The following is a 25,536-nucleotide window of genomic DNA, read 5'->3' on the forward strand; positions in this document are numbered from 1 at the left end:
GTCAGTCCTCCTCGGTTGTGCCCTTGGGTTTCATGCGCCAGGCAACAATGACTGCCAAGACAATGGTGATCAGCAGAACGACCGTCACGAGCGCATTGATCTCAGGTGTAAAACCAACGCGCATCATCGCCCACAGGCGAAGGGGAAGCGTCATCCGGTCGCCGGCGACAAAAGTGCTGATAAGGGTTTCGTCGAAGGAGAGCGTGAGCGCAAGGACGGCCCCAGTCATCACGGCTGATGCAAGGTGCGGCATCAGAACGTAGCGCAGGGTCTGCCAACGGCTCGCCCCCAGATCGAAAGAGGCCTCGATCAGTGAACGTGGCAAGGCTTGCAACCGCGTGAGCACCAGCCGGTAGGCCACGGCAAGAACGAAGATCGCGTGGCCCAGCACCACGGTCGCAAGGCCACGGTTCAAGCCCATCTCGGCCGAAGCAACAAGCAGGGCGAGCCCTGTCACGATGGGTGGCAAAAGAAAGGGGAGGTAGATGGTGAGCTCAAGTGCCCTCTTGCCAATTGCTCCCTCCCGCTCCGTGTAAAGCGCAAGGATGACGGCCAGCACCGAGGCGACAATGACCGAGATGATCGCCACGATCGCCGTGTTGGTCAGGGCATCGATGACACTGGTGTTCGACCACAGCGTGACATAGGGGCTGAAACTGAGCGTCTCCCAAAGGATCTTGCCCCTTCTGATCTCGACAAGCGAAAACAGCATGCTGATGAAGACCGGGGCATAGAGAAGCACGAAAACAATGACGGTCAGTGTTCCTGTCACCCAGACTGCAATCTTCTGTCCGCCGCTCTGCACTGTCATACGCGTTGCCGGCTCACGGCCATTCCGGCCAGAATGATCCCGGCCAGTGAAGTTGCAAAGAGAATGGCTGCCATGGCGGCGCCGAAAGGCCAGTCATAGGCAAGGCCGAATTGAGAGTAGATCACCCTTCCAATGGTGAACCCGGTGGTCCCCCCGACCATCTGCGGCGTGATGAAGTCTCCAAGCGCCAGGACGAAGGCAAAGAGCGCACCGCCGATGGTGCCGGGAAGCGAGAGCGGCAGAACGATGCGGCGGAATGTGTCCCATGCGCTGGCGCCAAGGTCGATCGAGGCGTTTAACAGCGATTTCGGAATTCGCTCGAGCGCGAGGAAGATCGGCAGGATGACGAAAGGCAGGTAGATCATGACCATGGTGATCAGCACGGCCCGCTGGTTGAAGAGGAAGATCTGGCTCGGCTTGTCGATTGCGCCCATGCCGAGCAGCAACTGGTTCACCAGTCCGTTCAACCCGAGCATGGACCTTAGCGTATAGAGCTTCACGATGTAGCTCATGAAGAGCGGAACGACGGCAAGCAGAAGCAGAAGGTAGCGCCGCGAGCCTCTCTGCTGCCAGATGAACCAGGCAATGGGATAGCCCAACACCAGAGAGACCAGCATCACTTGAAGGCACAAGGCGAGCGTGCCGAGGTATGTACCGGCATAGGTCCAATTGGAAAAGAAATTCACATAATTGTCGAGTGTCGCCTCGCGAATGATCACGCTCTTCTCGGCGCGAAACAGAGACAGGAGCAGGAAGCTGGCAATCGGTGCCACGATGAAACCCAGGGGCACGATTGCGACGGCAAGAAAGATCAACCATCTCGTCGCCGCGTTCGACATCTCAGCCTCGATCCGGAATGACGACGGCATCTGCCGGATCATAGGTGACACTGACCAAATCCCCTGGAGCCGGCGCTGATCCGCGGTCTGTTCCGGACAGCCGGACATCAAGAGTCACCGATTGGTCCAGCGTGGGACGAAGCAGAAGCTTGGTGAGCGCGCCACCAAACATGCTGTCGGTGACGACGGCTGGAATGGAGACAGGCCCATTGCCGAGTTTTAGGGCCTCTGGCCGAATGCCAAGCAGAACCTTTTCACCTCGCTTGAGGCCGGAAAGTTCTGCGACACGCAGAATACCGAGCGAAGAGTCGACATGCGCGGAATCCGATACGGTTCCGGAGATCAGGTTGTTGTCGCCGAAGAAACCCGCCACGAAGTGGGTGCGCGGGCTGAAGTAGAGGTCCCTGGGCGTGCCCACCTGTTCGATGCGCCCGAGGTTCATGACGACGATGCGGTCGGACATGGTGATGGCTTCGTCCTGGTCATGCGTGACAAACACGAAGGTCGTGTCGATGCGCCGCTGGATCTGCTTGAGGAACACCTGCATCTGCCTGCGCAATGTCGCATCGAGAGCGGCGAGCGGCTCATCGAGAAGAATGACCTTGGGTTGGCAGATGATGGCACGCGCGAGCGCCACCCGCTGCTTCTGGCCTCCCGAGAGTTGCGCCGGATATCGGTCGCGAAGGCCACTCAGTCCGACGATGTCGAGCGTCTCGTCGATGAGCTTTCGCGTGTCATCACCTGTGCGGCGCTGCACCAGCGGGCCATAGCCGGCGTTCTGCAGCACAGTCATGTGGGGAAAGAGCGCATAGTCCTGAAACACGGTGTTGAAGGGGCGCCGGTTGGCGGGAAGCTGGCTGATGTCCTTACCATCGAACAGGATCTGACCCGATGAAGCCTCGGTAAACCCTCCGATGAGCCGCAGCACAGTTGTCTTTCCCGATCCCGACGGACCCAGAAGCGTCAGGAACTCGCCGCCTCCAACGGACAGCGAAAGGGGATGCAGCACCTCATGCATGCCGTAGCGCTTCGTCACCTCTTGCAGTTCAAGGCCCATTGCCGTCCACCGGATCAGGCGACAGTATAGCGCTTGACCACGTCCCAATCGACCTCCACGCCGAGGCCGGGCTTGACCGGCAGGGGGATGGTGCCATCGGCATCAAGGACCAGCTCTTCATGCGCAAGTTCCCGGCGCAGGCGCTCATGGCAGAGCTGTGGCGGAAGATACTCGATAAAGGCGCAATGATTTGTCACGAAGGCGAGATGGGCCGTTCCGGAAATGGATATCCCGGTCTTCCAGCAATGCGGAACGATGGTCCGGCCACGGTCTTTTGCCATATCGCACACGATCTTTGCTTCGCCGATGCCACCAACGCGGCCAACGTCCGGTTGGGCCACCTGGACCTTGCCGATATCCATGAGTTCTTCGAACTCGAAGCGCGTGGCCAGCCATTCGCCGAAGGCAATCGGCATGGGCGCCCGTTCCACGAGCTTCGCCATCTCGTGGACGTTGTCCGACCAAAGCGGTGTTTCGAGGAAATAGGCGTTGAATTCACCCCAGTCCCTGATCACCGAAAGGCAGGTCTCTGCATCCTCCCACAAGTACTGGACGTCGACCATGAGGGTGATGTCGGGGCCGATCGTCTTGCGAACTGCCGCCAGCACCTCCGTGTGCCGGTCATAGCTTTCCCGCATGCCATTGTGGGCATAGGGGCCGTTCATGGTGACTTCAGTCTTCATGGCCTTGAAGCCCAGGGCCTTGGCGCGTTCGGCAGACAGGCAGAGGGCGTCGCGATATTCCTCGAAGCGGCCGCCGGCCGGCTGCAAGGATGCATAGGGCGTGATCGACTTGCGCGTGGCGCCGCCGAGAAGAGCGTGCACGGGTTGTCCCATGGCCTTGCCGCAAAGGTCCCAGAGCGCCATTTCAACGGCACTCAAAGCATGAATGACCATGCCGCGCCGGCCGTTCATCGCCGTGCCGAGGTATATTTTCCGCCACAACTCGCCGATCTCGAAGGGATTGGCTCCGATCAGCATGTCCCTGATCGACAGGCCCATCGTGTGGGTGCCCGGCGCCTCGATGCAGGCCTTTGCCATCCAGGGATTGGCATCGCATTCGCCGACGCCGCTCACGCCGCCATCCGTGTGAATGACGACGACGAGGCTGTCCTGCGCAGAGGACGTGAACGTGACGTCGAAATCTGGCGCCAGGAGCACATGGCACTTGATATCCGTGATCTTCAAACGCGGCGGAGCTGATTTCAGGATAGGTGAGATGGTGTGCAGAGGCATGGCAACTCCAGTAAGGCCGAAATGGGCCGGAGAAAGTCTCCGGCCCTCTGTTTATCGGTCACGTTTTCAGGTCAGCTGGCCTTGATCTCGTTCCACACAGCCACCCGCTTCTCGTAGTTCTCCGCCGTTTCCAGCCAGGAGAGCTTGTCGCCGTAGGTCATTCCCGCCGTCTTGTTCACGTCTACATTTGTCGTGTTGCCATAGCCGTTCTTCTCGGTCAGGATCTTGCCGACGGCGCTGTCCATGCAGGCATTCATCCAGGCATAGGCGAGATCGACATCCTTGGCGCCGGCGGACAACTCCCAGCAATCGAGCCAGCCAACCGCCTTTTCCTTGGGGATGGTGAGTGCCGCCTGAATGCCTTTCTTGACCAGTGTCGGAACCTGCGGCTCTCCCATTGAGAACATCAGCTTGATGCCGTTCTGTGCGAAAAGATTCACCCCGTCGTCAAAGCCGGCATAGTAGCTGAGAGACAGCTTCTTCTGCGCAATGAGCTTCTCCTTGATCTTCGCGAAATCCTCATCGGTCAGCTGATAGGGATTGGCTGCTCCCACGATAAGCGCAGCAAGGGTGATGGAGTTGTTGGCATCGTCCATCCACAGCATCTGCTGGGCGTACTGCTCATCCCACATGACTTCCCAGGATTCAGGTGCTGCCGGGAATGCTGCCGTATCGTAGACCAGTGGCAGCGAGCCCCAGGCGAAGGGCAGGCCATAGCGATCCTGTCCCCGCATCACCGCCTTCACATCTGCAAACTCAGGCGCAATGTTCTTGATATTGGGGATTTTTGATTGGTCCATTGGCTGTATGAGCTTGGCATCGACGTAGCGCGGGAAGAGTGACGTATCGAAGGACACGAGGTCGAAGTCGGCGGCCTGCGAACCTTGCATCTTCGCAAACATCTCGTCGGCGGAGCCCGCATAGACGATGTTGACTGTCGCTCCTGTGTCGGACTTGAACTTGTCGAGCCACTCGGGGCCAGCGTAACCCTCCCATGTCAGGATGCGAAGCTCGCGGTCGGCTGCGCGCACGATCGCTGGGGCAGAAATGCTGGCGGCGGCAGTGGCCGCGGTTCCCTTCAGAAAAGTCCGGCGATTGATCTTTGATAAGCTCTTCATGTCAGTTCTCCCTGGTTTCTGCGGCGTTTCGGCTTCGAGTTCACTTCGTCCCTGGAAAATTCAGCACCATGCGATTGACCCGGCCAGTCTCCACCAGGGTGATCGCTTCATTGATCTTCTCGAAAGGCCAGACCTCGCTCACAAGTCCCTCAAGGTCGAGCAGGCCGTGTTTCACGAGCCTCAGCGTCTTTGGAAAGTCGATCATCGGACGGGTGGAGCCATAGCTCGAACCGATGATGCGGTTCTCGTCCTGCGCGATTCCATATGGCGGAAAACCTGCCATCGCGTTTTCAGCCGGTTGGCCAATGAGTACGGTCGTGCCGGCGCGCCGCGTCGCCTTGTAGCAAAGCTCCGCCTGCTCGACATTTCCTGTCACTTCAAACGTGAAGTCTGCTCCACCGGCGGTGATGTCGCGGATCGCGGCGACAGGGTCAGTGGACGATGCATTGACGAAATGCGTTGCGCCGAAACGCCTTGCCTCCGCTTCCTTCTCCGCCCGCACATCGACCGCGATGATCGGAAGCGCATTGCAGAGCTTCGCACCCTGGATCACGCTCAGGCCTACGCCGCCGCATCCAAACACCGCGACGCTGTCGCCGGGACGCAGTTGCGCTGTGTTGACTGCCGCGCCAATGCCGGCCATCGCCCCACAGCCGAGGAGGCAGGCCTGGTCGGAGGGGGTCTCCTGCGGAATGCGAATGGCGCCGTTGTGCGGCACGACAGTATACTCGCAAAACGACGACACGAGGCTGAGGTGATGGAGAGGTGTTCCATCCATGTCAAAGAATCGCGTGGTATTGTCCCACATGGTGCCGAGTGCCGCAGCGCGGGCCACTTCTTCGCAGAGAACGACCCGGCCCTCGACGCAGAATCGGCAATGACCGCATGACGGGGTAAAGGTCAGCACCACCTTTTCGCCGATCCGTGACTTCGGAACGCCGAGCCCTACCGACTCGATGATGCCGCATCCCTCGTGACCGAGAATGACTGGCTTGGGATGAGCCCAGACGCCGCGCAAGTAGTGGATGTCGGACCGGCAGATCCCCGTGGTCTCCAACTTCACCCTGACTTCCATTTCATGCGGGTCATCGACGCGCACACGGCGCAGATCGAGGACGTCTCCTTCGCCAGGGGCAGTACAGACAGCTGCCAGCATGTCGAGTTGTGCCATGCGCCCTCTCTCCTCAGATCATCGTCATGCCGCCGTCGACCGGAAGGACCGTGCCAGTAATGAATCCGGCCTCGTCCGAGGCGAGGAACAGTACGGTGGCTGCAACTTCTTCCGGCCTGGCGTAGCGCCCGATCGGATGAAGGCCCGAGAGCACTTTCATGCCTGCCTCTTCGCCGCCCTCCATGCCCGACGCATAGCCTCGCGTGAGCGGCGTATCGATCACGCCCGGTGCAATTGCATTGGCCCGCAGTCCTTGCTTGGCATAGTCGGCGGCAATGCAGCGGGCGAGATGATGCAGTCCTGCCTTTGCAACATTGTAAGCAACATCGCCCTCCCAGGCGACAAGCCCGGCGACAGAACCAACGAATGTGACCGAGGGGTTCTTGCCTCTGAGGAGGGCTGGCAGAAGTCGCTTGGACAGCCGGAAGGCGGCGGTCAGGTGGATGGCCAACATCTGGTCCCACGTGTAGTCCGGCGTGTCATGTGTTGGATGGGTCTCGGTCACGTCGATCCCGGCGCAATGCACGAAGATATCGAGGCCACCTAATTCCTTCAGGACTTGATCAGCAGCGCGATCGGTTTCCGCCCGGTTGGAGAGATCGGCCTTGACGACAATCGCGCGCCGTCCTTCCGCCGTGAGCTTTGCGGCAGCGGCTTCCGCCTGGCCCGCGCGCTTCGACGCACCGATTGCGACGTCTGCGCCCTCCGCAGCAAGGGCCGCTACGACGGCGGCGCCAATTCCACTCGAACCGCCAGTAACGTAAGCGCGACGCCCAGCCAATTTGCGAGCCATTGCCATCTCCCCAGGTGGGTCACCCGGCAACCTGTCCTTGACAGAATTGCCTGGCCTTCTATTCATTTGCTAAATGTATACAGATTATGTAGTGGCGCAAGAGGGTTTGGAGACAGGCGCATGAAGCTCCCGGCAAGCGGCATGGCTCCCACGACTTCTGCCCGTTCGGTTTGTCCGATTGCGCGGGTCGAGGTCATTCCTCTTGTCGTTGCGGAGGTTGACCGCAACGACCTCGACGGGCTCGCTGGAAATGTCATCGTGAAGGTCTTCGACGAGCAGGGCCGCTTTGGTTTTGGCGAGACCGATGCGCCGCCCGATGTGATCAAGGCGTTTATCGAGACGGCCACCATGCATGGCTGGAGCCGCAATATTCCTGAAATCCTCGTCGGCGAGGATCCAGTCGAGATCACGGCCCTCTGGGAGAAGATGTACGAGGGCACCTTCTGGCACGGCCGGCGCGGCCTTGGGCTTCATGCGATTGGCGCTCTGGACATTGCGCTGCATGACCTCGCCGGCAAGCAGCTTGGCCTTCCCGCATACAAGTTGATGGGCGGCGCGCGGCGTGCCTCACTCGAACCCTATTGCACGATCTATCCGGGCTTGGCGCACGGCCGCAGCGTGGCGGAGCTGATGCAGGAGATCGGCCGACAGTTCGCGAAGGCGCTTGGCCTCGGCTTCCGTGCCGTGAAGATGGAGGTGCTGTTCTACGATCTGGTAAGCGACGCCGAACTCGTGAAGCTGATCCATGACGGGCGCCGCATGCTGGGCGATGGCATCACCATGGCGCTCGATTTCGGTTACCGCTGGAAGAGCTGGCACGATGCGCTCTGGGTGCTGCAGCGGATTGACGACTGCAACATCTATTTTGCTGAAGCAACTTTGCAGCACGACGATCTCGAAGGCCATGCGCGGCTTGCAGCCATGAGCCCCATCCGCATCTGCGGTGCGGAAGCAGCTGCCGGCCGTCACGAAGTGCGCGAATGGATCGAGCGCGGTCGCGTCGCGGTGGTGCAGCCCAACATCACGCGGTCGGGCGGACTGACCGAAATCCGCCGCATCGCGGACATGGCCGAGATGGCCAGCGTACAGGTGATACCGCATGGCTGGAAGACCGGCATCACCTCGGCTGCCGGACGCCATTTTCAGGCTGCGTGTCCTGCCGCGCCTTACTTCGAATATGTCTCGCCACATGTCTTCGACAGCAGGCTGCGGCGCGAGCTGACTTCGCCTGAAGTCACGCTGAAGGACGGCAAGATGGACCTTCCGCAAGGCGCGGGGTTGGGCATCGAATTGAACGAGGATCTCATCCAGCGCCTGCGCGTCGATTGAGAGCGGGCGTCAGGCGATGCGGAAGCGCGCCACGGTCTCCTCGTTCAGGCTGACACCAAGCCCCGGACCCTGCGGGATTGCGATGCGCCCGTCAGGACCGATGGGGAACGCTTCTTTCGTGAGGTTCCAGCGCAAGGGCGATTCACTGGTCGAGTACTCGCACGGTTCGTCGGCATCATGTTGCGACAGGAAGGCGAGGTTCGCGGCAATCGTGATGTTCGACTTGTAGCCGTGGGTGACCACCCGCTTGCCCTTGGACCGCGCAAGGCTCGCCACGCGCATGAGTTCCGTAATGCCACCGACCATGGTGACATCGGGCTGCGCGATGTCGATCTTCCCGATGTCGAACATCTCGCGATACTCCGCGCATGTCGTCAGCCCCAGGTCGCCGCCGCCGATGGGAACGCCGAACCCCTGGAAGCGTGCGTGGCCTTCGAGATCATCCAGCGGCAAGGGTGCCTCCACCCATGCGAAGCCGTGCTCCTTGAACAGCGGCATCAGCGGCAGGCCTTCCTCGGCCTTGCCCCACGCGGTTGCTGCGTCGACCATCAGTCGGACGTCTGGTCCCACATGCTCGCGCGCTGTGCGGATCAATGTGGCGCAGAGATCGATGTCGTCACGCCAGAACGGATCGGCGACGATCTTGATGGCCTTGAGACCCAGCTTCAGCCCCCGGTCGATGTTGCGGCGCACCTCGTTGGGTGTATTGCCCAGCGGGTAGACCGTCCCATATGCCAGCAACCGATCGCGCTTCGTCGGCCCCAGCAGCGCATGCAGCGGCTGGTTTATGGCTTTGCCGCGCAGGTCCCAGAGCGCGATGTCGAGCGCGCTGACCGCATGGATCACGGCGCCGCGCCGGCCATAATAGCTCGTCGCATCGTACATCTCGTCCCACAGCGCCTCGACCTTCGATGGGTCGCGGCCGAGAAGCACGGTCTTCAATCCCATGGCGTGGGTGTGCGATCGCTTCGCATCGATGATCGCACGGATGACGGAGGGCACGCTGTCCACTTCCGCAATTCCAATGAGTCCCGCATCGGTTGATATCTTGATGATGCAATTGTCATAGGAGCCGTCGAAAGTCAGGCCCTCCCAGCCGGGAACGCGCAGTTCGATAACCTCGATGCCGGTGATCTTCATGGAATGCCTCTGCAAGTAACGCTGCTGGTTTTGAAGAATGTCGCCGCGGTCAAGCGGATGCACCAGACGCCGCGAAGGCAGTGCGCAACTTCTCGAGCAGCGCCGCCTCGCCGAGATCGCCGCGCAAGTGGCTCTCGATCAACTGTCCGCCATGCTCCTGGAAGCCAAGGTATCCGGCATAGCGCGGCCTGATCCAGCTACCTTCAAGCGTGGCGCGCGTAGCGGAGAAACACCCGCCGAAAGTCTGGTCGATTGCCACGTCGGCAAACGCTTCGATGCGGGCGGGCTGGCCATGGTGGCGGGCAAAGTCGAGTTGGGTCTGAGCGCGCGCCGCAAATCGCGCATAGGCCCGCGCGGCGTCGGGCGATGAGCAATGTGCGGCAATCGCTAAACCAGTACCGCCAATCGTAGAACCCGTCGGTGATGGTCGTGCGGCTCCGGGCAGATCCGCAAAGCGCAGGGGCTTCCGCTGGTCGGCCTCTGCATAGGTGGCATAGCAATAGACGGCAGGGCAGTAGGCAAAAAGATCCTCCGCCACCATCATCTCGTGAAGCTTGATGCTGTTCCAGTCGAGGACCTGGGCTGGACAGAATGAGAGGAGGGCGCGCATCAGCGACAGCGCTTCGCTGGCAGCCGGCCCATCGCAGAATGGTTCATCCGGAGAGGTGGCGCAAGGCTGACCCAGGCCTGCCATCAGCGTGAAGAACGTCATCAGGCTGTGGACGCTCGCGAGACCGATGGCGAGCTTGAGGCCTTGGCGTTCGGCCACCTGGCCGAGGGCAAGCACCTCTCTCCATGTGCGTGGCGGCGGCCGGTCGAGACGCTGCATCAGGTCGGGCCGGAATACCGCAACCTGGCAGGCGGCATCGACGGGCACGGCATAGGTATGTCCGTCAAGGCGATAGGTCGCGAGTGATGGACCTACATAATCGGAATCTTTTCCGATGATCGCTTCGTCGAGGCTGAGGAGATAGCCCTTCCGTGCCGCATCTCCCATGAAGGGATGATCAAGGATGATGAGGTCGTAGCGCCGGGCCAATTGCTCCACGGGCTCGAACTCAAATCCCGCGAGCGAGCGCGCGGTCCACTCGATGTCAATTCCGGGATGGGTGGTGCGAAATGCGGGAAGGCTTGCTACCAACGGATCGACAGCCCGCCGGCTCTGCCAGGTCATGCCCTTCAGACAAATCAGCGGAAGCTCCGTTCCTTGACAGCACTTGTTATTCTGAATACATTTAGCACGTGCCCGACCACCAGGCAACGCCGGCAATTTGCAAAAGCTATCGCAAGGGCTCGAATTGCCGTTCTTCGCATGTGAAAGCCCTGCGCCAGCACGGGAGAAACAGGATGAGATATCGGACATTGATGACGTCTGTGGCGCTGCTTGCCACTGCATGGGCGGGCCCGGCCTTCGCTGCCGCGGGTGACGAGTGCGTGAAGATACTTGGCTATGAATGGTCGGGTGAAAAGCAGTCGATGGACCCCGCCGACATGCATTCGGGTGACGACGCCTACCATACCTTCGCCGTTTACAACCGGCTGATCGATGTCGACGATAACTTCCAGACCATCCCGGAACTGGCGACCGAATGGTCGGTTTCGCCCGATGGCAAGACGTGGACCTTCAAGCTCCGCGAAGGCGTGAAATTTCATTCCGGCAAGGACTTCACGTCTGCCGACGTGGTTTACACGTTCAAGCGTTACTTCGACCCAGCCCTGGGCTCGGGCGCCAAGGCCGTGCTGGAGTTTCTCGATCCCGAAGGCATCAAGGCGGTGGACAAATACACCGTGTCCTTCACCACGAAAAATCCCGTGGTCGAACTGCCGATCCTCATCACCAACAAGTTCACCAACATCGTGCCCGACGGCGCCAAGCATGAAGACCTGCGGCTGAAGGCCGATGGCACTGGCCCGTTCATGCAAGAACAGTTCACGCCGAATGATCCCGTGCGCATCCTGCGCAAGAACCCCAGCTACTGGGATGCCGGAAAGCCCAAGGCCGATTGCCTGCGGATCACCGTGGCACAGGAGCCGGTGGCCGCTGTTGCCGCCATAAAGGCGGGTCAGGTCGATCTGGTGCTGAACGTCGATCCGACCGGCATTCCAACCTTGAAGGACGATCCCAACGTCCAGCTTCTGGAAACCGGCGCCTCGAACTCGATGACCATCTCGATGTGGGTCGACACCGCACCTTTTGACAACATCAAGGTGAGGCAGGCGCTGAAAGCCGTGGTTGACCGGCAAGCGATGGTCGACACCGTGCTGTTGGGCTTCGGCGAGACGGCCGCCGACAATCCGGTGCCGCTCAAGAGTCCGGCATCCTTTGTCACGGAGGCGCCGAAGCAGGATATCGAGCTGGCAAAGAAGTTGCTCGTCGAGGCCGGTCACCCCGATGGCCTCAAGTTCGACCTCTTCACCGCCGAGGGCGTACCCGGCATGGTGCGCATGGCACAGGTCTTCGCCGAAATGGCGAGGCCCGCCGGCTTCGACATCAACGTTGTGGTGACGCCAGCGGAAAGCTTCTGGGACGACGTCTGGCTGAAGAAGCCCATCGTCACCTCGGCTTGGTCGATGCGCCCGCCGGGCGAGGGCCTTGCCGTCGCCTATACCCAGACGGCCAAGTGGAAGGAAACCCACTGGGAGCGGCCCGACTATGATGCCCTGCTGCTCAAGGCCAACACCACGGTCGACCAGGCTGAGCGCATCAAGCTGCATCAGCAAGTTGGCAAACTTCTTGCTGATGAAGGTGGCCTGATCCTGCCAATGTTCGTCCATCAGGTTCTTGCACTGCGCAAGGGCTGCACCGGCTACACGCCACGCGCACAGAACTTCAACCTCAATTTCGAAGATCTGAGTTGCACCAAGTAGCGCGATATTACCGGTCCCGGGAGCAAACCTTCCGGGACTGGTCTCGCATATTCCCAACCAGCGGATAACAGTTCCGCTTCCAGCAGAGGGTCGAAACAGCGGTGTTTATCGCACGCCTGATCGCCCAGCGCTTTCTTCTCGCGCTGTTCACGCTGCTCCTCGTGTCCTTCCTGATCTTCGCCGTGCTTGAGATTCTGCCGGGAGACGTCGCCACCCGGATACTCGGCCGCGACGCAACGCCCGAAACACTCGCAGCACTGCGCGAACGTATGCATCTCGACGATCCGGCGCTGCTGCGCTACGGCCGCTGGCTGTGGGGCGTGCTGCAGGGCGATTTCGGCCAGTCGCTGGTCAGTTCGCGCTCGGTGATGGAGGTGCTTGGTCCCCGCATCGTCAACACGGCCTTCCTCTCCATCTATGCCTTCATCCTTTACGTACCGCTCGCAACACTTCCAGCCATCCTGCAGGCGATCCGGCGTGACCGCCCTGTCGATCACGCCCTGTCGGTCGCGACCCTGGTGCTCCTGTCCATTCCGGATTTCCTGCTGAGCACGCTGTTGCTTCTGACCTTCGTCCTGCTCATTCCCGTGCTGCCGGCCATGTCGACGGTCGATCACACGTCTGACTTCATGGAGTATCTCCGCGCCACGACGCTGCCGGCGCTGACTCTCGCCATCGTCATGGCGGTCTATGCCGTGCGCATGCTGCGCGACAATCTCATCGAGGTTCTCGATGCCGATTATATCCGCATGGCGGAACTGCGCGGCGTGCCAGCAGGCCGTGTCGTCTGGCGTCATGCGCTGCCCAATGCGCTGGTGCCCACACTCAATGTGACGGCACTTAACCTCGCCTATCTAGTGGGCGGAGTCGTGGTGGTTGAAAAGGTCTTCAGCTATCCGGGCTTCGGCAGCCTTCTGGTCGACAGCCTGCAACTGCGCGATTTCCCGCTGATCGAGGCGACCATCCTGCTGTCGGCCAGCGTCTACATCGCCGCCAACTTCATCGCCGATGCCGGAGCCATCCTCCTCAATCCCAAGCTGAGGACGGGCTAGCCATGACGGTGACCGAACAGGCGCCCGCCGCACAGGGCTTCTTCGCGATGCTGCGGCAGACGCCAGTGAGCCTCCGCATCGGTGCGGTCATCCTGCTCGTCCACCTCTTCGTGGCGGTGACAGGGCCGTTCTGGGCGCCCTACGGTTATTCGCAGATGGGAGCGGGCCTGCCCTTGGCGCCTGCGAGCCTCGTTCACCCCTTCGGCATCGACCAGCTTGGGCGTGACGTCTTCAGCCGCGTCGTTCATGGCGGTCATGTGGTCCTGCTCCTGTCGCTGTCGGGAACCGCGCTTGGGCTTGTCATCGGCTCGATCATCGGGCTCCTCTCGGGCTATGCGGGCGGCATCATCGACAACGTCGTGCAGCGTCTGCTGGAAGCCCTGATTTCGATTCCCTTTCTCGTCCTCGCACTCCTCGCCATGGTCGCTGCCGGGCCTGAACTTTCCGGCAATCCGGTGCTCGTGGTCTTGGTGGTGGCGCTAGTCTATGCCCCGCGCATCGCCCGCATGGCGCGCACCGCTGCGATCGAGATTGCCACGCGCGACTTCGTGACAATCGCGCGGCTGCGGGGCGAAAGCGCTTGGTCGGTCATGCGCCGCGAGCTTTTCCCGAACGCCACCGGCATCCTGCTGGTCGAGTTCGCCCTACGCGCGGGCTATGCGCCCGTGCTCATCGGCTCTCTGGGCTTTCTCGGTTTCGGGTTGCGGCCGCCCACTCCCGAATGGGGATTGATGATCAGCGAGAACCGCTCGCTTCTGCTCATCGCTCCGGCGACCGTCATCGGCCCCGGCCTGGCGCTCGCCTCGCTGGTCGTCGGGCTCAATCTCTTCACCGAAGGACTGGCGCGAATCCTGGGCCGCACGGTGAAACTGGGCGTGCAGCAATGACAAGGCTCGTGGATGTCGAGGATCTGTCGCTCTCCTTCCGTACGGGCGAGAGGTGGACGCAGGTCCTGCATGGCGTGAGCTTCCACATCGACCGCGGCGAGGTTCTGGGCCTCGTCGGGGAATCGGGTTGCGGCAAGTCGACCGTGGGGCTCACTCTTCTGGGCTATCGCCACAACAACGCGCGCATCGGAACGGGCCGTGTGAAGTTCAAGGGCGATGACCTCTTGCGCCTCAGCCGTCCGGACCTCGACAAGCTGCGCGGCAACCGCATCGGTTTCGTGCCGCAGAATCCGACGACGGCGCTGAACCCGTCCATGCGGGTGGGCGACCAGATCGCCGAGACGCTGTTCCTGCATCAGTCGATGACAGGCGATGCGGCTGCGGCGCGTGCGCGGGATCTGTTCGAACTGGTCGGACTGCCGCGCGCCGCCGATCTCATCACGCGGTTTCCGCACCAGCTCTCGGGCGGTCAGCAGCAGCGCGTCTGCATCGCGCTGGCGCTCGCTTGCGATCCCGATCTTGTGGTTCTCGACGAACCGACGACGGGCCTCGACGTCACCACGCAGCAGCAGATCGGCAGCCTGCTGAACAGTCTGCGGTTGCGGCTCGACATGGCGATGCTCTATGTCACCCATGACTTGGGGTTGCTCGCCCAGATCGCCGACCGGATCGGCGTGATGTATGCGGGGCATCTCGTCGAAGTGGCCAAGACTCATCAACTCTTCGGGGCGCCGCGCCATCCGTATACGCAAGGGCTCATCGACTCGGTGCCGCGCATCGACAAGCCAAAGGGCGATGGCCCTTCGCCCTTGCGCGGCTTCCTGCGGCGGAACGAACTGCCGCCCGGCTGCGCCTTCGCCCCGCGCTGCGACCTGGCAACGCCGCGCTGCCGCGCAGAACCTCAGGCCTTGCTCGAAACCGGAAGGAACCATCTGGCGGCATGCTGGCGTTGGCCTGATGCCGCAGCGCCACGCCTGCGGCAGTCCAATTCTTCTGTTTCAATCAGAAGAATGGATACTGCACCGCTTTTGCAGGTTCAGGGTGTCAGCATCGCCTATGGGCAGCGGCACGGAATCTGGGGCCGGCTGTTTCCGGGCCGCCTGACGGATGCCGTGAGAAGGGTCGACATCACCGTGGCGCGGGGCGAAACCTTCGCGCTCGTCGGCGAATCGGGGAGTGGGAAGTCCACGATGGCGCGCGCCGTCAGCGGGCTTCTGGCACCGCGCGAGGGCCGCATCCTCTTCAATGGCGAACCGCTTGCGCCCCTCGTGCGCCACCGCACGCCGGACCAGCGTCGCCGCATCCAGTTTGTCTTTCAAAACCCCGAGGCCTCGCTCACTCCGCGCGCGCGGATCGGTACCATCCTGGCCCGCCCGCTGGAACTGTTGGGCGAGGCGGGCGATATCAGGGCGCGCGTTGCTGCTGCGCTTGCGGACGTGCGCCTCGATGGCGCCTATGCCCGTCGTTTCCCGGACGAGCTTTCGGGCGGCGAGCGCCAGCGCGTGGCCATCGCGCGGGCGCTGATTGCCGATCCGCAATTGCTGATCTGCGACGAGGTGCTTTCCGCGCTCGACGTGTCGGTCCAGGCGAACATCCTCGAACTGCTGGGCAAGCTGCGCGCCGACCGCGACGTGGCCATGCTCTTCATCTCCCATGATCTCGCCGTGGTGCGCTCGTTTGCCGATCGTGTGGGCGTATTGTTCGGCGGCGAACTCATGTCGGTCGGCCCTGTCGAGCGTATCTACGCGCCGCCGCATCACCCCTACACACTCAGCCTTCTGGAAGCCGTGCCGCGCATCGATGTGGTGCGGGCGTCGAAGCCCCGCCGGCCTGCCGCGCCGCGGCTACCAGGCGTGAAGCCGAAATGCGCCTATGCCGGGCGCTGCGCCTTTCAACTTGGTCAGACCTGTGTCGACGTCGAGCCCCCCTGGCAGGATGCGGGCGGCGGCCTCGCCATCCGCTGCCACATCCCCGTTGCCGATCTCAGTGAACACGCCGTGCCTGACGCCAGCCCAACCAGAGTGAAGGAAGTCCACACATGAAGATCACGGCCGTCGAATGCTTCGTTCTCCTGGTGCCGGATTTCCGGGCCGATGCCTGTTCCTCGGCGCAGGACAACATCGTGGTCAAGATCCATACGGATTCTGGCCACGTCGGCATCGGCGAGACGGATACAAATCCATGGGTCGCGAAGGCGATGATCGAGGCGCCCGGCACGCACATCATGGGACTGGGCCTGCGTGAGACCTTGATCGGCAAGGATCCGCGCGATGTGGAAGGCCTGTGGGAGAAACTCTACATCGGCTCCGCCATGACCGGCCGCCGCGGTCTCGGCATCTGCGCCATCGGCGCGCTCGACATGGCGCTGTGGGACCTCGTGGGCAAGATCGAGAACAAGCCGTGCTGGCAATTGATGGGTGGCGCCACCAACAAGACGATCACGCCTTATGCCTCGCTGCTGCCCGAGGGCGACGATCTCGAAACCTATGGACGCGTGCTGCAGGAGCGGGCACTTGCCGCGCAGAAGCTTGGCTTCCGCGCCGCCAAGCTGGAGATCTGCCTGAAGGGGCCATATTCCCACAACTCGCTGCAGATCGAGGATGACCGCCACTGCGCGCGCATGGTGCGCGACATCCGTAAGGCTGTCGGGGCCGACATGACTCTCATGGTCGACGTTGCCTATGCATGGCGCGATTGGAAGGAAGCGCTGCGCGCCATCGAGATGTTCGCGGACGAGGATATCTATTTCGTCGAGACGCCGCTGCCGTCTGACGATGTCGAGGGCTATGCCAAGCTATGCCATGCCTCGCCCGTCAAGATCGCCCTTGGAGAGTGGCAGAACACACGCTTCGAATTTCTGGAATTCATGAATGCCAAGGCGGTGGACGTCGTTCAGCCCGATGTCGGCCGTGTGGGCGGCCTGACGGAGGCGAAGCGCGTGGCCATGCATGCCCGTGACCGTGGACTTGCCGTCGTGCCGCATTGCTGGAAGTCAGCCATCGGCATCGCCGCATCGGCACATCTCGCAGCCGTGGCGCCGACGTGTACCTTCATCGAATTCCTGCCACGCGAACTGGCGGACTCGGCCCTGCGCCGCGAATTGTGCAGCGCTGAATTGCCGGTGGTTGACGGCCGCATTCCGCTGCCGATGGGCCCAGGGCTGGGCGTAACGCTTGATGAAAACATGCTGCAGCGTTTCAAGGTGGCGTGAGCGATGACGGAGGGGCTGGATTTTGACGGCCGCCGCATCCTCATTACAGGTGGCGGCACCGGCATCGGCGCCACAACGGCGAAGCTGCTGGCGGCGCGCGGTGCTCGCGTTGCTATTCTCGACCGTGATCGAAAGTCAGCGGAAGCGACAGTCAGTCAGCTCGGTGACAATCAGGGCCTCGGCTGGGGCGGCGACGTCACGGATCCTGCTGCCGTTGACGCCATTCTCGACGCCATGACGGCCCATTGGGGCGGCATCGACGGCCTCGTGAACAATGCGGGGACATGGGATCATGGTGCATTGCTTGAGATATCAATCGAGCGCTGGCGCAAGGTCTTCGAGGTGAACCTGATGGCGCCGATCGCCATTTCGAACGCCGCCGTACCGCGTATGCAATCCGGCGGATCTGTCGTCAATGTCTCCTCCGTCCTCGGGCAGGTGGCGGCACCGGGCAGGGGGCCTTATTGTGTGTCGAAGAGCGCGCTCATCGCGCTGACGAAGATGCAAGCCATCGAATGGGCGGAGCGCGGCATCCGCGTCAATGCCATCGCACCCGGCTACATCATGAACGAGACGACGCGTGCCTTGGCCGACACCGGAAGTTTCGATCCCTCCGCCATCAACCGGCGCACACCAATGGGCCGCTTCGGCGAGGAGAGCGAGGTCGCCGAAGGCATCGCCTACCTGCTCGATCCGGTTCGCGCGTCATATATGACCGGTCACGTTCTGGAAGTGAACGGCGGCTGGACCGCCTATGGCTTCACCTGAGAGGCATCCATGATCATCGGCTTCAACCACACGAGCTTCACGGTGACGGACATGGACCGGTCCGTCCGCTTCTGGACCACGGCCCTGGGGTTCGAGGCACGCTCCGTCTCGCCCCGCACCGGCTCATGGCAGTCGGGAGTAACAGGTGTCAAAGGAGCTGAACTTCTGGTGGCGCACCTTTATGGCCACGGCGCTCATATCGAATTCATCCAGTACACTTCGGGTGCGGGCCGGGCGGACGCCATCGACCCCAACATGGCTTGCGCCGCGCATGTCTGCTTCGACGTGACCGATATTGAAGCCACTTGGTCCGAGCTCATTGCAGCAGGCGCCATTCCGCAGGGCGAGGTGACGCTGGTCGACAACGGCCCCGTGCAAGGCCTCAAGGCCGGCTATCTCCGCGATCCGAATGGCATTCTCATTGAACTGGTCGAAGCGCCTTCTTCCTGGTGAGCGAGCATGACTGGCATCAATCCACCAAGGATCGCGCAGGCATCGAAATTGCGGATGTTGCAGGTGCAATCGGAATTGTGGGCTGCTATGGGGACGTCCAGATCACATAACCGAACCGGATTGCTCAATACTTTGAACGAAATCGAAAAAACATGCTGAAGGCAGCACAACCCGTGGCCCCGTCCATACCGGTCTTGAGCATGGCGCGTGCCCAAAGCCTGGCGGAACAGGCGGCAAACGCCATCGTCTCCGGCATCTCGGCAGGAGCGTTGCTGCCGGGACAGCGGATCATCGAAACCGAACTCGCCAGCCTGCTGAACATGAGCCGCGTTCCTCTCCGCGAAGCCCTCAAGATTCTGGAAGCGCAAGGCATCGTCGAAAGCGTTCCGCACCGGGGCACGCGCGTTGCCACATTCGATGATCTGCGGGTCAATCAGATCTGCCAGGCACGCATCGCACTTGAACGTCTGGCACTGGCTGATGCCGCGCCGATCTGCAAGGCAGACCACGGCGTGCTCGCCCGTCTCGATCAGATCATCGTTGATATGGAAAGGTCAGCCGAACGGCTGGAATGGCTGGAGATCAGCAAGGCGGACTTGAGCTTCCACCGCGAAATCTGCCGCCTCTCAGGCAACGCCATCGTCGCGACCTTGTGGGAGGCGCTGGCGCGTCACGTTTTCATCGTCTTTGGTCACGAGATACGCGACGAACGCGATGCGAAGGTGATGGGCCCCCAGCACCGCCGTCTGCGGGATCTCCTGGCCAAAGGAGATGCTGATAGACTTCACCAGGAAATCGAGGATCATGTCCTCCGGTTGCGACGGCAACGGTTTGTTTCAAAAAAGCCCGCTCCTTGAACAAGGTTTCTCCTATTTGGATCTGGGCTTTGCATGGCTGATCCAGAGAATGGAGGCAGAGGATCCTGGGCCGGACTTTAAACCTATCTGGAGGAAATCTTCAGGGGCATGTGTGGACGGCCTCCTTTTGGTAAGAGCCTTCTGATGTTCTGGCGGTGGTCGGGTGCGGTCATGTGTCCGGCCTGTTGACGCGGTAACATATGACCGCTGGCCCTGATGAAGTCCGCGGATCAGATCCCATACAGGTCATCGCGCTTGCTGGCGCATCAAACCACTGATCGGGTTGTTCCAATCCCGGTTCTCGACCGATTGCCATCACATCCTCAGCACCCCGCCAATCTGGTCGAACTCAGTCTTGCTGTTCTGGCGCAGACCTATGCAGCTGGCCGGAACACCTCATTGCGAGCCAGGAGCGCCCAGCTGATCCTTGCCATCTTGTTCGCCAGGGCTACGGCCACGACTTTGTGCGGCTTCCTTGTCAGGAGACTGCTCGCCCACCTCGTTGAACTCGGGCTGCCTTTTCTAGCAAACCGCAGAACGGCATTGGCGCCGATAACCAGGAGCTTGCGGATGTAGCCATCCCCCTTTTTGGTGATGCCACCCAGCCGTTCCTTGCCGCCGCTGGAGTTCTGTCGCGGGACCAGCCCAATCCATGCGGCGAGATGCCGGCCTGACGAGAAGAGTCGGGCGTCGGTGATCGTTGCCACGATGGCACTCGCCGTAATCGGGCCGATGCCGGGTATCGACGCCAGTCTCAGGCTCGTGGCATTGTTCTTGTGCCATTCGACAATCATTTGTTCGAGGCGGGCGACGCGTTCTTCAGTGTGGCGCAGCTGCTCCACAAGAGGCAACAGAGCCTCTCTCACTGCAGAGCTGAGGGTACTGCTCTCTGCATCTTCGACAAGAGCAGCAACTGCCGCAGCACCGGCCTTGCCCTGCTTCATGACAATGCCGAACTCCGCGAGATGCGCCCTCAGGGCATTCACCAGCATCGTATGCTGCCGCACCAGCAGCTCCCTCGATCGATGGAGCACCAGAACAGCCTGCTGCTCCTCGCTCTTCATCTGAACAAACCGCATCGATACGATGATGCCCAGGTGATCGAGATTGTCCAGCACGTGGCCCTCAACACCTGGACGAACTACATCAACGAAGTGGGCAAGACCGTGATCGACTTCCCCGTGGTGGAGGCAACGGCCAACGCCGCCTGATCATCCCTATCGGCTCCGCACTCTGTGCGGAGCCGTTCCGCATCGCTCACCCGCACAACAAGGTTTCAGATCATGACCTCTACAGACCGCCCGCCATTGCCGCCGTTCAATGCCGAGACCGCGGCCCGGAAGGCGCGCATGGCCGAGGACGCCTGGAACGGCCGCGACCCGTCTCGCGTGGCCCTTGCCTACACTCTGGAGTCACGCTGGCGCAACCGCGCGGAGTTCCTCCAGGGCCGCGATGCGATCGAACAGTTCCTCACGCGGAAATGGGCGCGCGAACTCGACTACAGGCTGATCAAAGACGTGTGGGCCTTCGACGCCAACCGCATTGCCGTGCGCTTTGCCTATGAGTGGCGCGATGACAGCGGCCAGTGGTTCCGCAGCTATGGCAACGAGAACTGGGAATTCGATGCACATGGGTTGATGCAGACACGGTTCGCCAGCATCAACGACCTGCCGATCCGGGAGGACGACCGCAAGTTCCGCTGGCCTCAGGGCCGCCGCCCGGATGACCACCCGGGCCTTTCAGCTCTCGGACTCTGAGGAGGCCAACATGGACAGCGCAACATCCTTCGCCAGCGACATCGCGTTCACGGATACGGTGAAGGCTCTGCAGGCCCGGAAGGGCTCGCGCAGGGGATTTGCCCGGATGGAGCAGGATGGCTCGTGGGAGACAACCATCACGCCCGATCTCGCTGCCTTCATCGCGGCGCAGACCAGCGTGTTTCTTGGCACAGCCAATGCAGAGGGCCAGCCCTATATCCAGCACCGCGGCGGGCCGCCCGGCTTCCTGCGGGTTGTGGACGAGCGCACCATCGCATTCGTCGACTATGCCGGCAACCGCCAGTACGTCACCAGCGGGAACCTGCTCGACAATCCGAAGGCCTACTTGTTCCTGATCGACTATGCGCATCGGCGGCGGATCAAGATCTGGGGCACTGCCAAGGTCGTCGAGGGTGATGCCGCGCTGATCGGCGACCTGATGCCGGAGGACTACAAGGCAAGGCCCGAGCAGGTGGTGCTCTTTACCGTTTCGGCTTGGGACGCCAATTGCCCGCAACACATTCCGCAGCGCTTCGAGGCCGCCGACGTGACCGCAGCCCTCGCCGAGCGCGACCGGCGAATTGCTGAACTCGAGATCGAGATCAGCCAGCTAAAGATCCTCGTGCAAGGCATGCAACATTCATAGTCTAGACGCTTGCGCGAAGTCATCAAATTCGACGGCGCAGCGTATACTGCGTTTTAAAGTCCTGCCTTGCTTGACACACTCTGAATATGGCCGAGGTAAGCGTCCGACAGCGACATACTTGTCTTGTCTGGTGCAATCATGATTTGTCCCGAAGTCCCGAGTTAACTGGTTGCCACCTTCAGCACAACACTGCCGCGTTTACGGCCCGTATCATCCGCTCTCACTGACACAATGGAGCCGACCCTTAGGCCTGAAGGATCGTGATCACCAATTGCCAGCGGCATTTCCGGCCGCGTCTCGCGGGCAATCCTCAGCGCCTCCTCCGCACTCATCTCGGTGGGCGTCCCATGGCCCAGTGCCGCCACGCGTGATGCCCATACCCGCAACCCTTCATAGGGCAACCGCGCCACAGATTCATCTCCGCCTTGCGTGTGTAGTACCCAGAAGGTCGAATAGGCCGCGAGATCTGCGACACTGACGGAGTCTCCGAGGATGAAGGGTCGACCATCTGACAGCATGTCGGCAAGCCAGTCGAGATGGGCTGCCCCTTGCTGAATGTGACGAAGGAGGAGCGGCTTCACGTCCTCAGGCGCAAGGGGAAAGGGCAAGCGCCTGTTCGCCGGCGATGGCCAACCCAACACCTATGAACTGACGCACAGCCTCACGCCTGATTGCGCCGATGGCTTCCAGACCCTCTAGCGTGAGTCTGGCCGTCTCATAGCTGGCCTTCCCTGATTCGCTGCCATTGCCGCCACGGGACGCAGGCGACTTCACCACGTCCGCTAGACCGCGCCGGGAAACGCGCACTAGCTGAGTGCCGGTCTCCACAACGGAATGACGCAGCATGTAGAGATAGAACGTCGCTTCATAAGGTCGAATCTCCGGCACTAGCAAATCGACAACATCCCGGATGATGTCGGGCAATTCGAAGCCGGCCACGAGGCTTTGCTGTTGTGTCGCGCCGCTAGCAATTTCAACCTCCAGAGTGTCGAGAAGGTCGCGGATTGATGTTAGAGTCTGCTTCGCCGTCTCTTGCATTCCTGATTATTAACACGACTTTCCCGGCGCGCAAATTGTCGGGGTACGTGTCTCGACTTTGTCGGAACCCGTGTTATCGTCACGGCATCATGCCGGGACTGCGAACATGAAATCAACCGTCATTGTTGTCTTAGTTGCTGCGCTCGCTTTCACGTCATATCGTCTGGCGCATGTCGAAAACCACCGATACGCACTCATGCTCGGCATGTGCAAGACCACGCCAATCGTTGATGTCACTTGCCTAGAAAAGGTTCAAACCCGCACATCGTGGGCATGGAACCTCTATTATGGTCTATTCTCGGAAGTGTAGCGCCATGACAGGCCTGAAACTCAATACGGAAGCCGAGCAGTTTTTCAGTGCGATAGCGCCCACAAGCGGCGGCAAATCCGAAGTCACCTTCAACTATCTGGCATTACTGCATCAAGGTCAGTACGTCTTGATTTGCAGCCGTCTGTACTACATTCACAAGACACGGGTGCCCTTCTCCCACATCGCAACAGAGAGAATTCGAGCGGGTCAGTATCGGCTTTCTGACCTGAAATCCACCCCGCGCGAACTTGTGCAACAGATATTGTCAGGCACCGTCAAGACGCCGAACGGTGACCTTCATTTTCCGATAGATGGCTTCGGCAACACTCACACCACGTTTCAGCCTTTCCATGCTGCGGGGCTGGCCAGTCAGAGTCGCATGAATGTCCTGCGCATTGATTCAGGTGGTCCGTCAGTTGACACCGTGCCTCTCGATTGGGAGTTGAAGGCTACGCCGACTCCGTTTGACGGGCTTCACGAATTGCTTTCGTACTACTCAATCGGAGAGATTGCCGGGAATCAATGCGTATTCGAGGCCGTTGCTCACAACGTGGCCGTTGTGGATTCTGAATCAGCCGTGACCGGCACCACTGCAAATATGAAGATTCGAGTCGTTGATGGCTTGCCGGTTGAGAAGGCATCCATCGGCTACAGGGTGCTTCTCAATCGAGAAGTCATCGTCCGGGATACCGTGGCGGGAAACGCCATGAAATGGGAAGTCATTGATGACCTGCAAGTCGGTTCCGTCTCTATCGAGGTTCCGAGGGCTGCCGTGGTTCAATGTATCGCTTGCTACAACGGAGTCGCTCAAAGTTCCTATTGGATTGCCGACAACGCCAACTTTCAGAACCCCCGCCGTGCGGCCTATGAAGCGTTCGACCCCGGTCTTTCGATACTCAACGGCTTCCTTCAGTTTGCGGAAGGTAGCGCAAAGGGTAAGCCGCAACACGATTTGGAAACTGGCGTGTCTTGGCTGCTTTGGATGTTGGGTTTCAGCGCCGCGCATCTCGGTGCAACGGCAAAAACGTCTGACGCTGCTGACCTCATCGTCGCTACACCAAACGGAAGCATTGCCGTAGTCGAATGCACACTTGGACTGCTCAAGGCCGAAAACAAACTTGCGAACATCGTCAAGAGAACGGAAGAGGTAAAGGAACGACTCCAGCGGAGCAACAATGGTCACTTGCAAGTCATTCCTGCAATCGTGTCCTCGCTAGCGCGCGAAAAGCTCGCTGCGGACTTGGAGCAGGCTGAAAAGCTCGGGGTGCTTGTGCTTACAAAGGAGAACCTACAGGAAGGCGTAAACCGGACAATGCTTATTCCCGACGCAGACCAATACTACAGGGAAGCAATCGAAGTCGTCCGCGCCGGAGTGGAAAAGCATCGTGCGAAGGCCGAAGAGAAGAACGGTAGGTAGCTTTTCATGACCTACACGCCGGAAGCCGCTGCCGAAATTGAAGAAGCGCTTGCGACACTGCCGCCGCTGAAGGTGGAAATCTTGGAGGCATATCTACTTCACCCGTTCGCCAATGCCAACGCCAAGGAGTTTGCACATCACGGCCTTGCGCGCCGCGTCGGGGTGCTGCTTCAGTGTGTCATCAATGTCTTCCACATCATCCCTCCGGGGCAAGTCGAGCCGATAAGCACCGAGTCGAGAAACAGCGCGGAAATCAATATCCATGCGTTCTATATCGGCGTATTCGGCAGTCTCGACAATCTGGCGAGGATTTGGACGCTGGAGAAGAATGTCACGAGGCCGAACGGCAAGCCCTTGGCGAACCGGGACATTGGTTTGACGCCAGACTATGTGCATGTTCGCGGTTCGCTGACTCCGGCGATGCAAGGCTACCTTGATGGCATGGCCGATTGGTTCGCCTACCTGATTGGATTCCGCCATAGCTTGGCGCACCGGGTGCCGCTCTATATCCCGCCCCACACCGTGAGCAATGCGAACGTGGACCGGTACAACGCCATTGAGCAGGAGCGCTGGCAGGCGATTAGAGGTCACGATTATGCGAGAGCTGATGAGCTTGACCGGGAGCAAGCGGGGCTCACGTCTTTTCGCGCTTGGATTACACGGTCGCCAAATGAGGAACCGCGTCCGGTCGGTTTCCACCCTCAGATGATTGCGGATTTCAGGACGGTTCACGAAGTGGCCATGCGCTTTATTGCGGACCTTCGCGCGCCTTAAGCAAA

General features: G+C 60.8%; 24 protein-coding genes and 1 pseudogene. 13 read left to right on the plus strand and 12 right to left on the minus strand.

Annotation, left to right across the window (positions count from 1 at the left end):
* Position 1 precedes the first annotated feature (1 nt).
* From ACEW8Q_RS03495 to ACEW8Q_RS03525, 7 genes are all read right to left on the minus strand, one after another.
* On the minus strand, positions 2–811 hold the full coding sequence (locus tag ACEW8Q_RS03495) for an ABC transporter permease (RefSeq protein WP_373502664.1): 810 nt from the start codon (positions 809–811) through the stop codon (positions 2–4).
* Positions 808–1,680, minus strand: coding sequence for an ABC transporter permease (locus tag ACEW8Q_RS03500; protein ID WP_373502665.1), 873 nt, complete (start codon positions 1,678–1,680; stop codon positions 808–810). Before ACEW8Q_RS03500 ends, ACEW8Q_RS03495 begins: the two co-directional genes overlap by 4 nt.
* A complete protein-coding gene (locus tag ACEW8Q_RS03505) occupies positions 1,652–2,707 on the minus strand; it encodes an ABC transporter ATP-binding protein (RefSeq protein WP_373502666.1) in 1,056 nt (351 codons plus the stop codon). Before ACEW8Q_RS03505 ends, ACEW8Q_RS03500 begins: the two co-directional genes overlap by 29 nt.
* A 14-nt stretch (positions 2,708–2,721) precedes the next feature.
* A complete protein-coding gene (locus ACEW8Q_RS03510) occupies positions 2,722–3,942 on the minus strand; it encodes a mandelate racemase/muconate lactonizing enzyme family protein (RefSeq protein ID WP_373502667.1) in 1,221 nt (406 codons plus the stop codon).
* Between the two features lie 71 nt (positions 3,943–4,013).
* Positions 4,014–5,060: an extracellular solute-binding protein gene (locus tag ACEW8Q_RS03515; protein ID WP_373502668.1), complete on the minus strand. Its 1,047-nt coding sequence runs from the start codon at positions 5,058–5,060 to the stop codon at positions 4,014–4,016.
* A gap of 40 nt (positions 5,061–5,100) precedes the next feature.
* Complete coding sequence (locus tag ACEW8Q_RS03520) at positions 5,101–6,231, minus strand: zinc-binding dehydrogenase (RefSeq protein WP_373502669.1); 1,131 nt, start codon at positions 6,229–6,231, stop codon at positions 5,101–5,103.
* 13 nt (positions 6,232–6,244) lie between these two features.
* Positions 6,245–7,024, minus strand: coding sequence for an SDR family NAD(P)-dependent oxidoreductase (locus tag ACEW8Q_RS03525; protein ID WP_373502670.1), 780 nt, complete (start codon positions 7,022–7,024; stop codon positions 6,245–6,247).
* A 120-nt stretch (positions 7,025–7,144) separates the two neighbouring features.
* On the opposite strand from ACEW8Q_RS03525, the gene ACEW8Q_RS03530 reads away from it, so the two are divergent.
* Positions 7,145–8,353, plus strand: coding sequence for a mandelate racemase/muconate lactonizing enzyme family protein (locus tag ACEW8Q_RS03530; RefSeq protein WP_373502671.1), 1,209 nt, complete (start codon positions 7,145–7,147; stop codon positions 8,351–8,353).
* Positions 8,354–8,362: 9 nt separating this feature from the next.
* Here ACEW8Q_RS03530 and ACEW8Q_RS03535 read toward each other — a convergent pair whose 3' ends face one another.
* Positions 8,363–9,493, minus strand: coding sequence for a mandelate racemase/muconate lactonizing enzyme family protein (locus tag ACEW8Q_RS03535; RefSeq protein WP_373502672.1), 1,131 nt, complete (start codon positions 9,491–9,493; stop codon positions 8,363–8,365).
* A gap of 49 nt (positions 9,494–9,542) precedes the next feature.
* Complete coding sequence (locus ACEW8Q_RS03540; protein WP_373502673.1) at positions 9,543–10,667, minus strand: ABC transporter substrate-binding protein; 1,125 nt, start codon at positions 10,665–10,667, stop codon at positions 9,543–9,545.
* 173 nt (positions 10,668–10,840) lie between these two features.
* Between ACEW8Q_RS03540 and ACEW8Q_RS03545 the strand changes: the two genes are divergently transcribed.
* The 8 genes from ACEW8Q_RS03545 to ACEW8Q_RS03580 all read left to right on the plus strand — a co-directional run bounded on the left by ACEW8Q_RS03545 (position 10,841) and on the right by ACEW8Q_RS03580 (position 19,589).
* A complete protein-coding gene (locus tag ACEW8Q_RS03545; RefSeq protein WP_373502674.1) occupies positions 10,841–12,361 on the plus strand; it encodes an ABC transporter substrate-binding protein in 1,521 nt (506 codons plus the stop codon).
* A 101-nt stretch (positions 12,362–12,462) separates the two neighbouring features.
* On the plus strand, positions 12,463–13,413 hold the full coding sequence (locus tag ACEW8Q_RS03550; RefSeq protein WP_373502675.1) for an ABC transporter permease: 951 nt from the start codon (positions 12,463–12,465) through the stop codon (positions 13,411–13,413).
* Between the two features lie 2 nt (positions 13,414–13,415).
* Positions 13,416–14,300: an ABC transporter permease gene (locus ACEW8Q_RS03555; RefSeq protein WP_373502676.1), complete on the plus strand. Its 885-nt coding sequence runs from the start codon at positions 13,416–13,418 to the stop codon at positions 14,298–14,300.
* Positions 14,297–16,342, plus strand: coding sequence for a dipeptide ABC transporter ATP-binding protein (locus ACEW8Q_RS03560; RefSeq protein ID WP_373502677.1), 2,046 nt, complete (start codon positions 14,297–14,299; stop codon positions 16,340–16,342). Before ACEW8Q_RS03555 ends, ACEW8Q_RS03560 begins: the two co-directional genes overlap by 4 nt.
* The gene (locus ACEW8Q_RS03565; RefSeq protein ID WP_373502678.1) at positions 16,339–17,511 is read left to right on the plus strand and encodes a mandelate racemase/muconate lactonizing enzyme family protein; all 1,173 of its coding nucleotides are present in this window, start codon (positions 16,339–16,341) and stop codon (positions 17,509–17,511) included. The genes ACEW8Q_RS03560 and ACEW8Q_RS03565 overlap by 4 nt, the downstream gene beginning before the upstream one ends.
* Positions 17,512–17,514: 3 nt before the next feature.
* On the plus strand, positions 17,515–18,279 hold the full coding sequence (locus tag ACEW8Q_RS03570; protein WP_373502679.1) for an SDR family NAD(P)-dependent oxidoreductase: 765 nt from the start codon (positions 17,515–17,517) through the stop codon (positions 18,277–18,279).
* Between the two features lie 9 nt (positions 18,280–18,288).
* A complete protein-coding gene (locus ACEW8Q_RS03575; protein ID WP_373502680.1) occupies positions 18,289–18,732 on the plus strand; it encodes a VOC family protein in 444 nt (147 codons plus the stop codon).
* 200 nt (positions 18,733–18,932) lie between these two features.
* Positions 18,933–19,589 carry a GntR family transcriptional regulator gene (locus ACEW8Q_RS03580; protein ID WP_373502681.1) on the plus strand — a complete coding sequence of 219 codons (657 nt, stop codon included), beginning with the start codon at positions 18,933–18,935 and terminating at the stop codon, positions 19,587–19,589.
* A gap of 374 nt (positions 19,590–19,963) precedes the next feature.
* Here ACEW8Q_RS03580 and ACEW8Q_RS03585 read toward each other — a convergent pair.
* Positions 19,964–20,671 (minus strand): annotated as a pseudogene (locus ACEW8Q_RS03585) (IS110 family transposase); the annotation flags it as partial.
* Positions 20,672–20,872: 201 nt separating this feature from the next.
* On the opposite strand from ACEW8Q_RS03585, the gene ACEW8Q_RS03590 reads away from it, so the two are divergent.
* Complete coding sequence (locus ACEW8Q_RS03590) at positions 20,873–21,346, plus strand: DUF1348 family protein (protein WP_373502682.1); 474 nt, start codon at positions 20,873–20,875, stop codon at positions 21,344–21,346.
* Positions 21,347–21,356: 10 nt separating this feature from the next.
* On the plus strand, positions 21,357–21,992 hold the full coding sequence (locus tag ACEW8Q_RS03595) for a pyridoxamine 5'-phosphate oxidase family protein (RefSeq protein WP_373502683.1): 636 nt from the start codon (positions 21,357–21,359) through the stop codon (positions 21,990–21,992).
* Between the two features lie 161 nt (positions 21,993–22,153).
* On the opposite strand, the gene ACEW8Q_RS03600 is transcribed toward ACEW8Q_RS03595, so the two are convergent.
* Together ACEW8Q_RS03600 and ACEW8Q_RS03605 are read right to left on the minus strand one after the other, a co-directional pair.
* Positions 22,154–22,600 carry a glutathione S-transferase C-terminal domain-containing protein gene (locus tag ACEW8Q_RS03600; protein WP_373502684.1) on the minus strand — a complete coding sequence of 149 codons (447 nt, stop codon included), beginning with the start codon at positions 22,598–22,600 and terminating at the stop codon, positions 22,154–22,156.
* Positions 22,578–23,030 carry a hypothetical protein gene (locus ACEW8Q_RS03605; protein WP_373502685.1) on the minus strand — a complete coding sequence of 151 codons (453 nt, stop codon included), beginning with the start codon at positions 23,028–23,030 and terminating at the stop codon, positions 22,578–22,580. Before ACEW8Q_RS03605 ends, ACEW8Q_RS03600 begins: the two co-directional genes overlap by 23 nt.
* Positions 23,031–23,344: 314 nt before the next feature.
* On the opposite strand from ACEW8Q_RS03605, the gene ACEW8Q_RS03610 reads away from it, so the two are divergent.
* Together ACEW8Q_RS03610 and ACEW8Q_RS03615 are read left to right on the plus strand one after the other, a co-directional pair.
* Positions 23,345–24,757, plus strand: a complete 1,413-nt coding sequence (locus tag ACEW8Q_RS03610; protein ID WP_373502686.1) for a hypothetical protein — start codon at positions 23,345–23,347, stop codon at positions 24,755–24,757.
* Between the two features lie 6 nt (positions 24,758–24,763).
* On the plus strand, positions 24,764–25,531 hold the full coding sequence (locus ACEW8Q_RS03615; protein ID WP_373502687.1) for a hypothetical protein: 768 nt from the start codon (positions 24,764–24,766) through the stop codon (positions 25,529–25,531).
* Positions 25,532–25,536 lie beyond the last annotated feature (5 nt).

Origin of the sequence: Aestuariivirga sp. (assembly GCF_041738905.1) — a bacterium.
Taxonomy (GTDB): Bacteria; Pseudomonadota; Alphaproteobacteria; order Rhizobiales; family Aestuariivirgaceae; genus Aestuariivirga.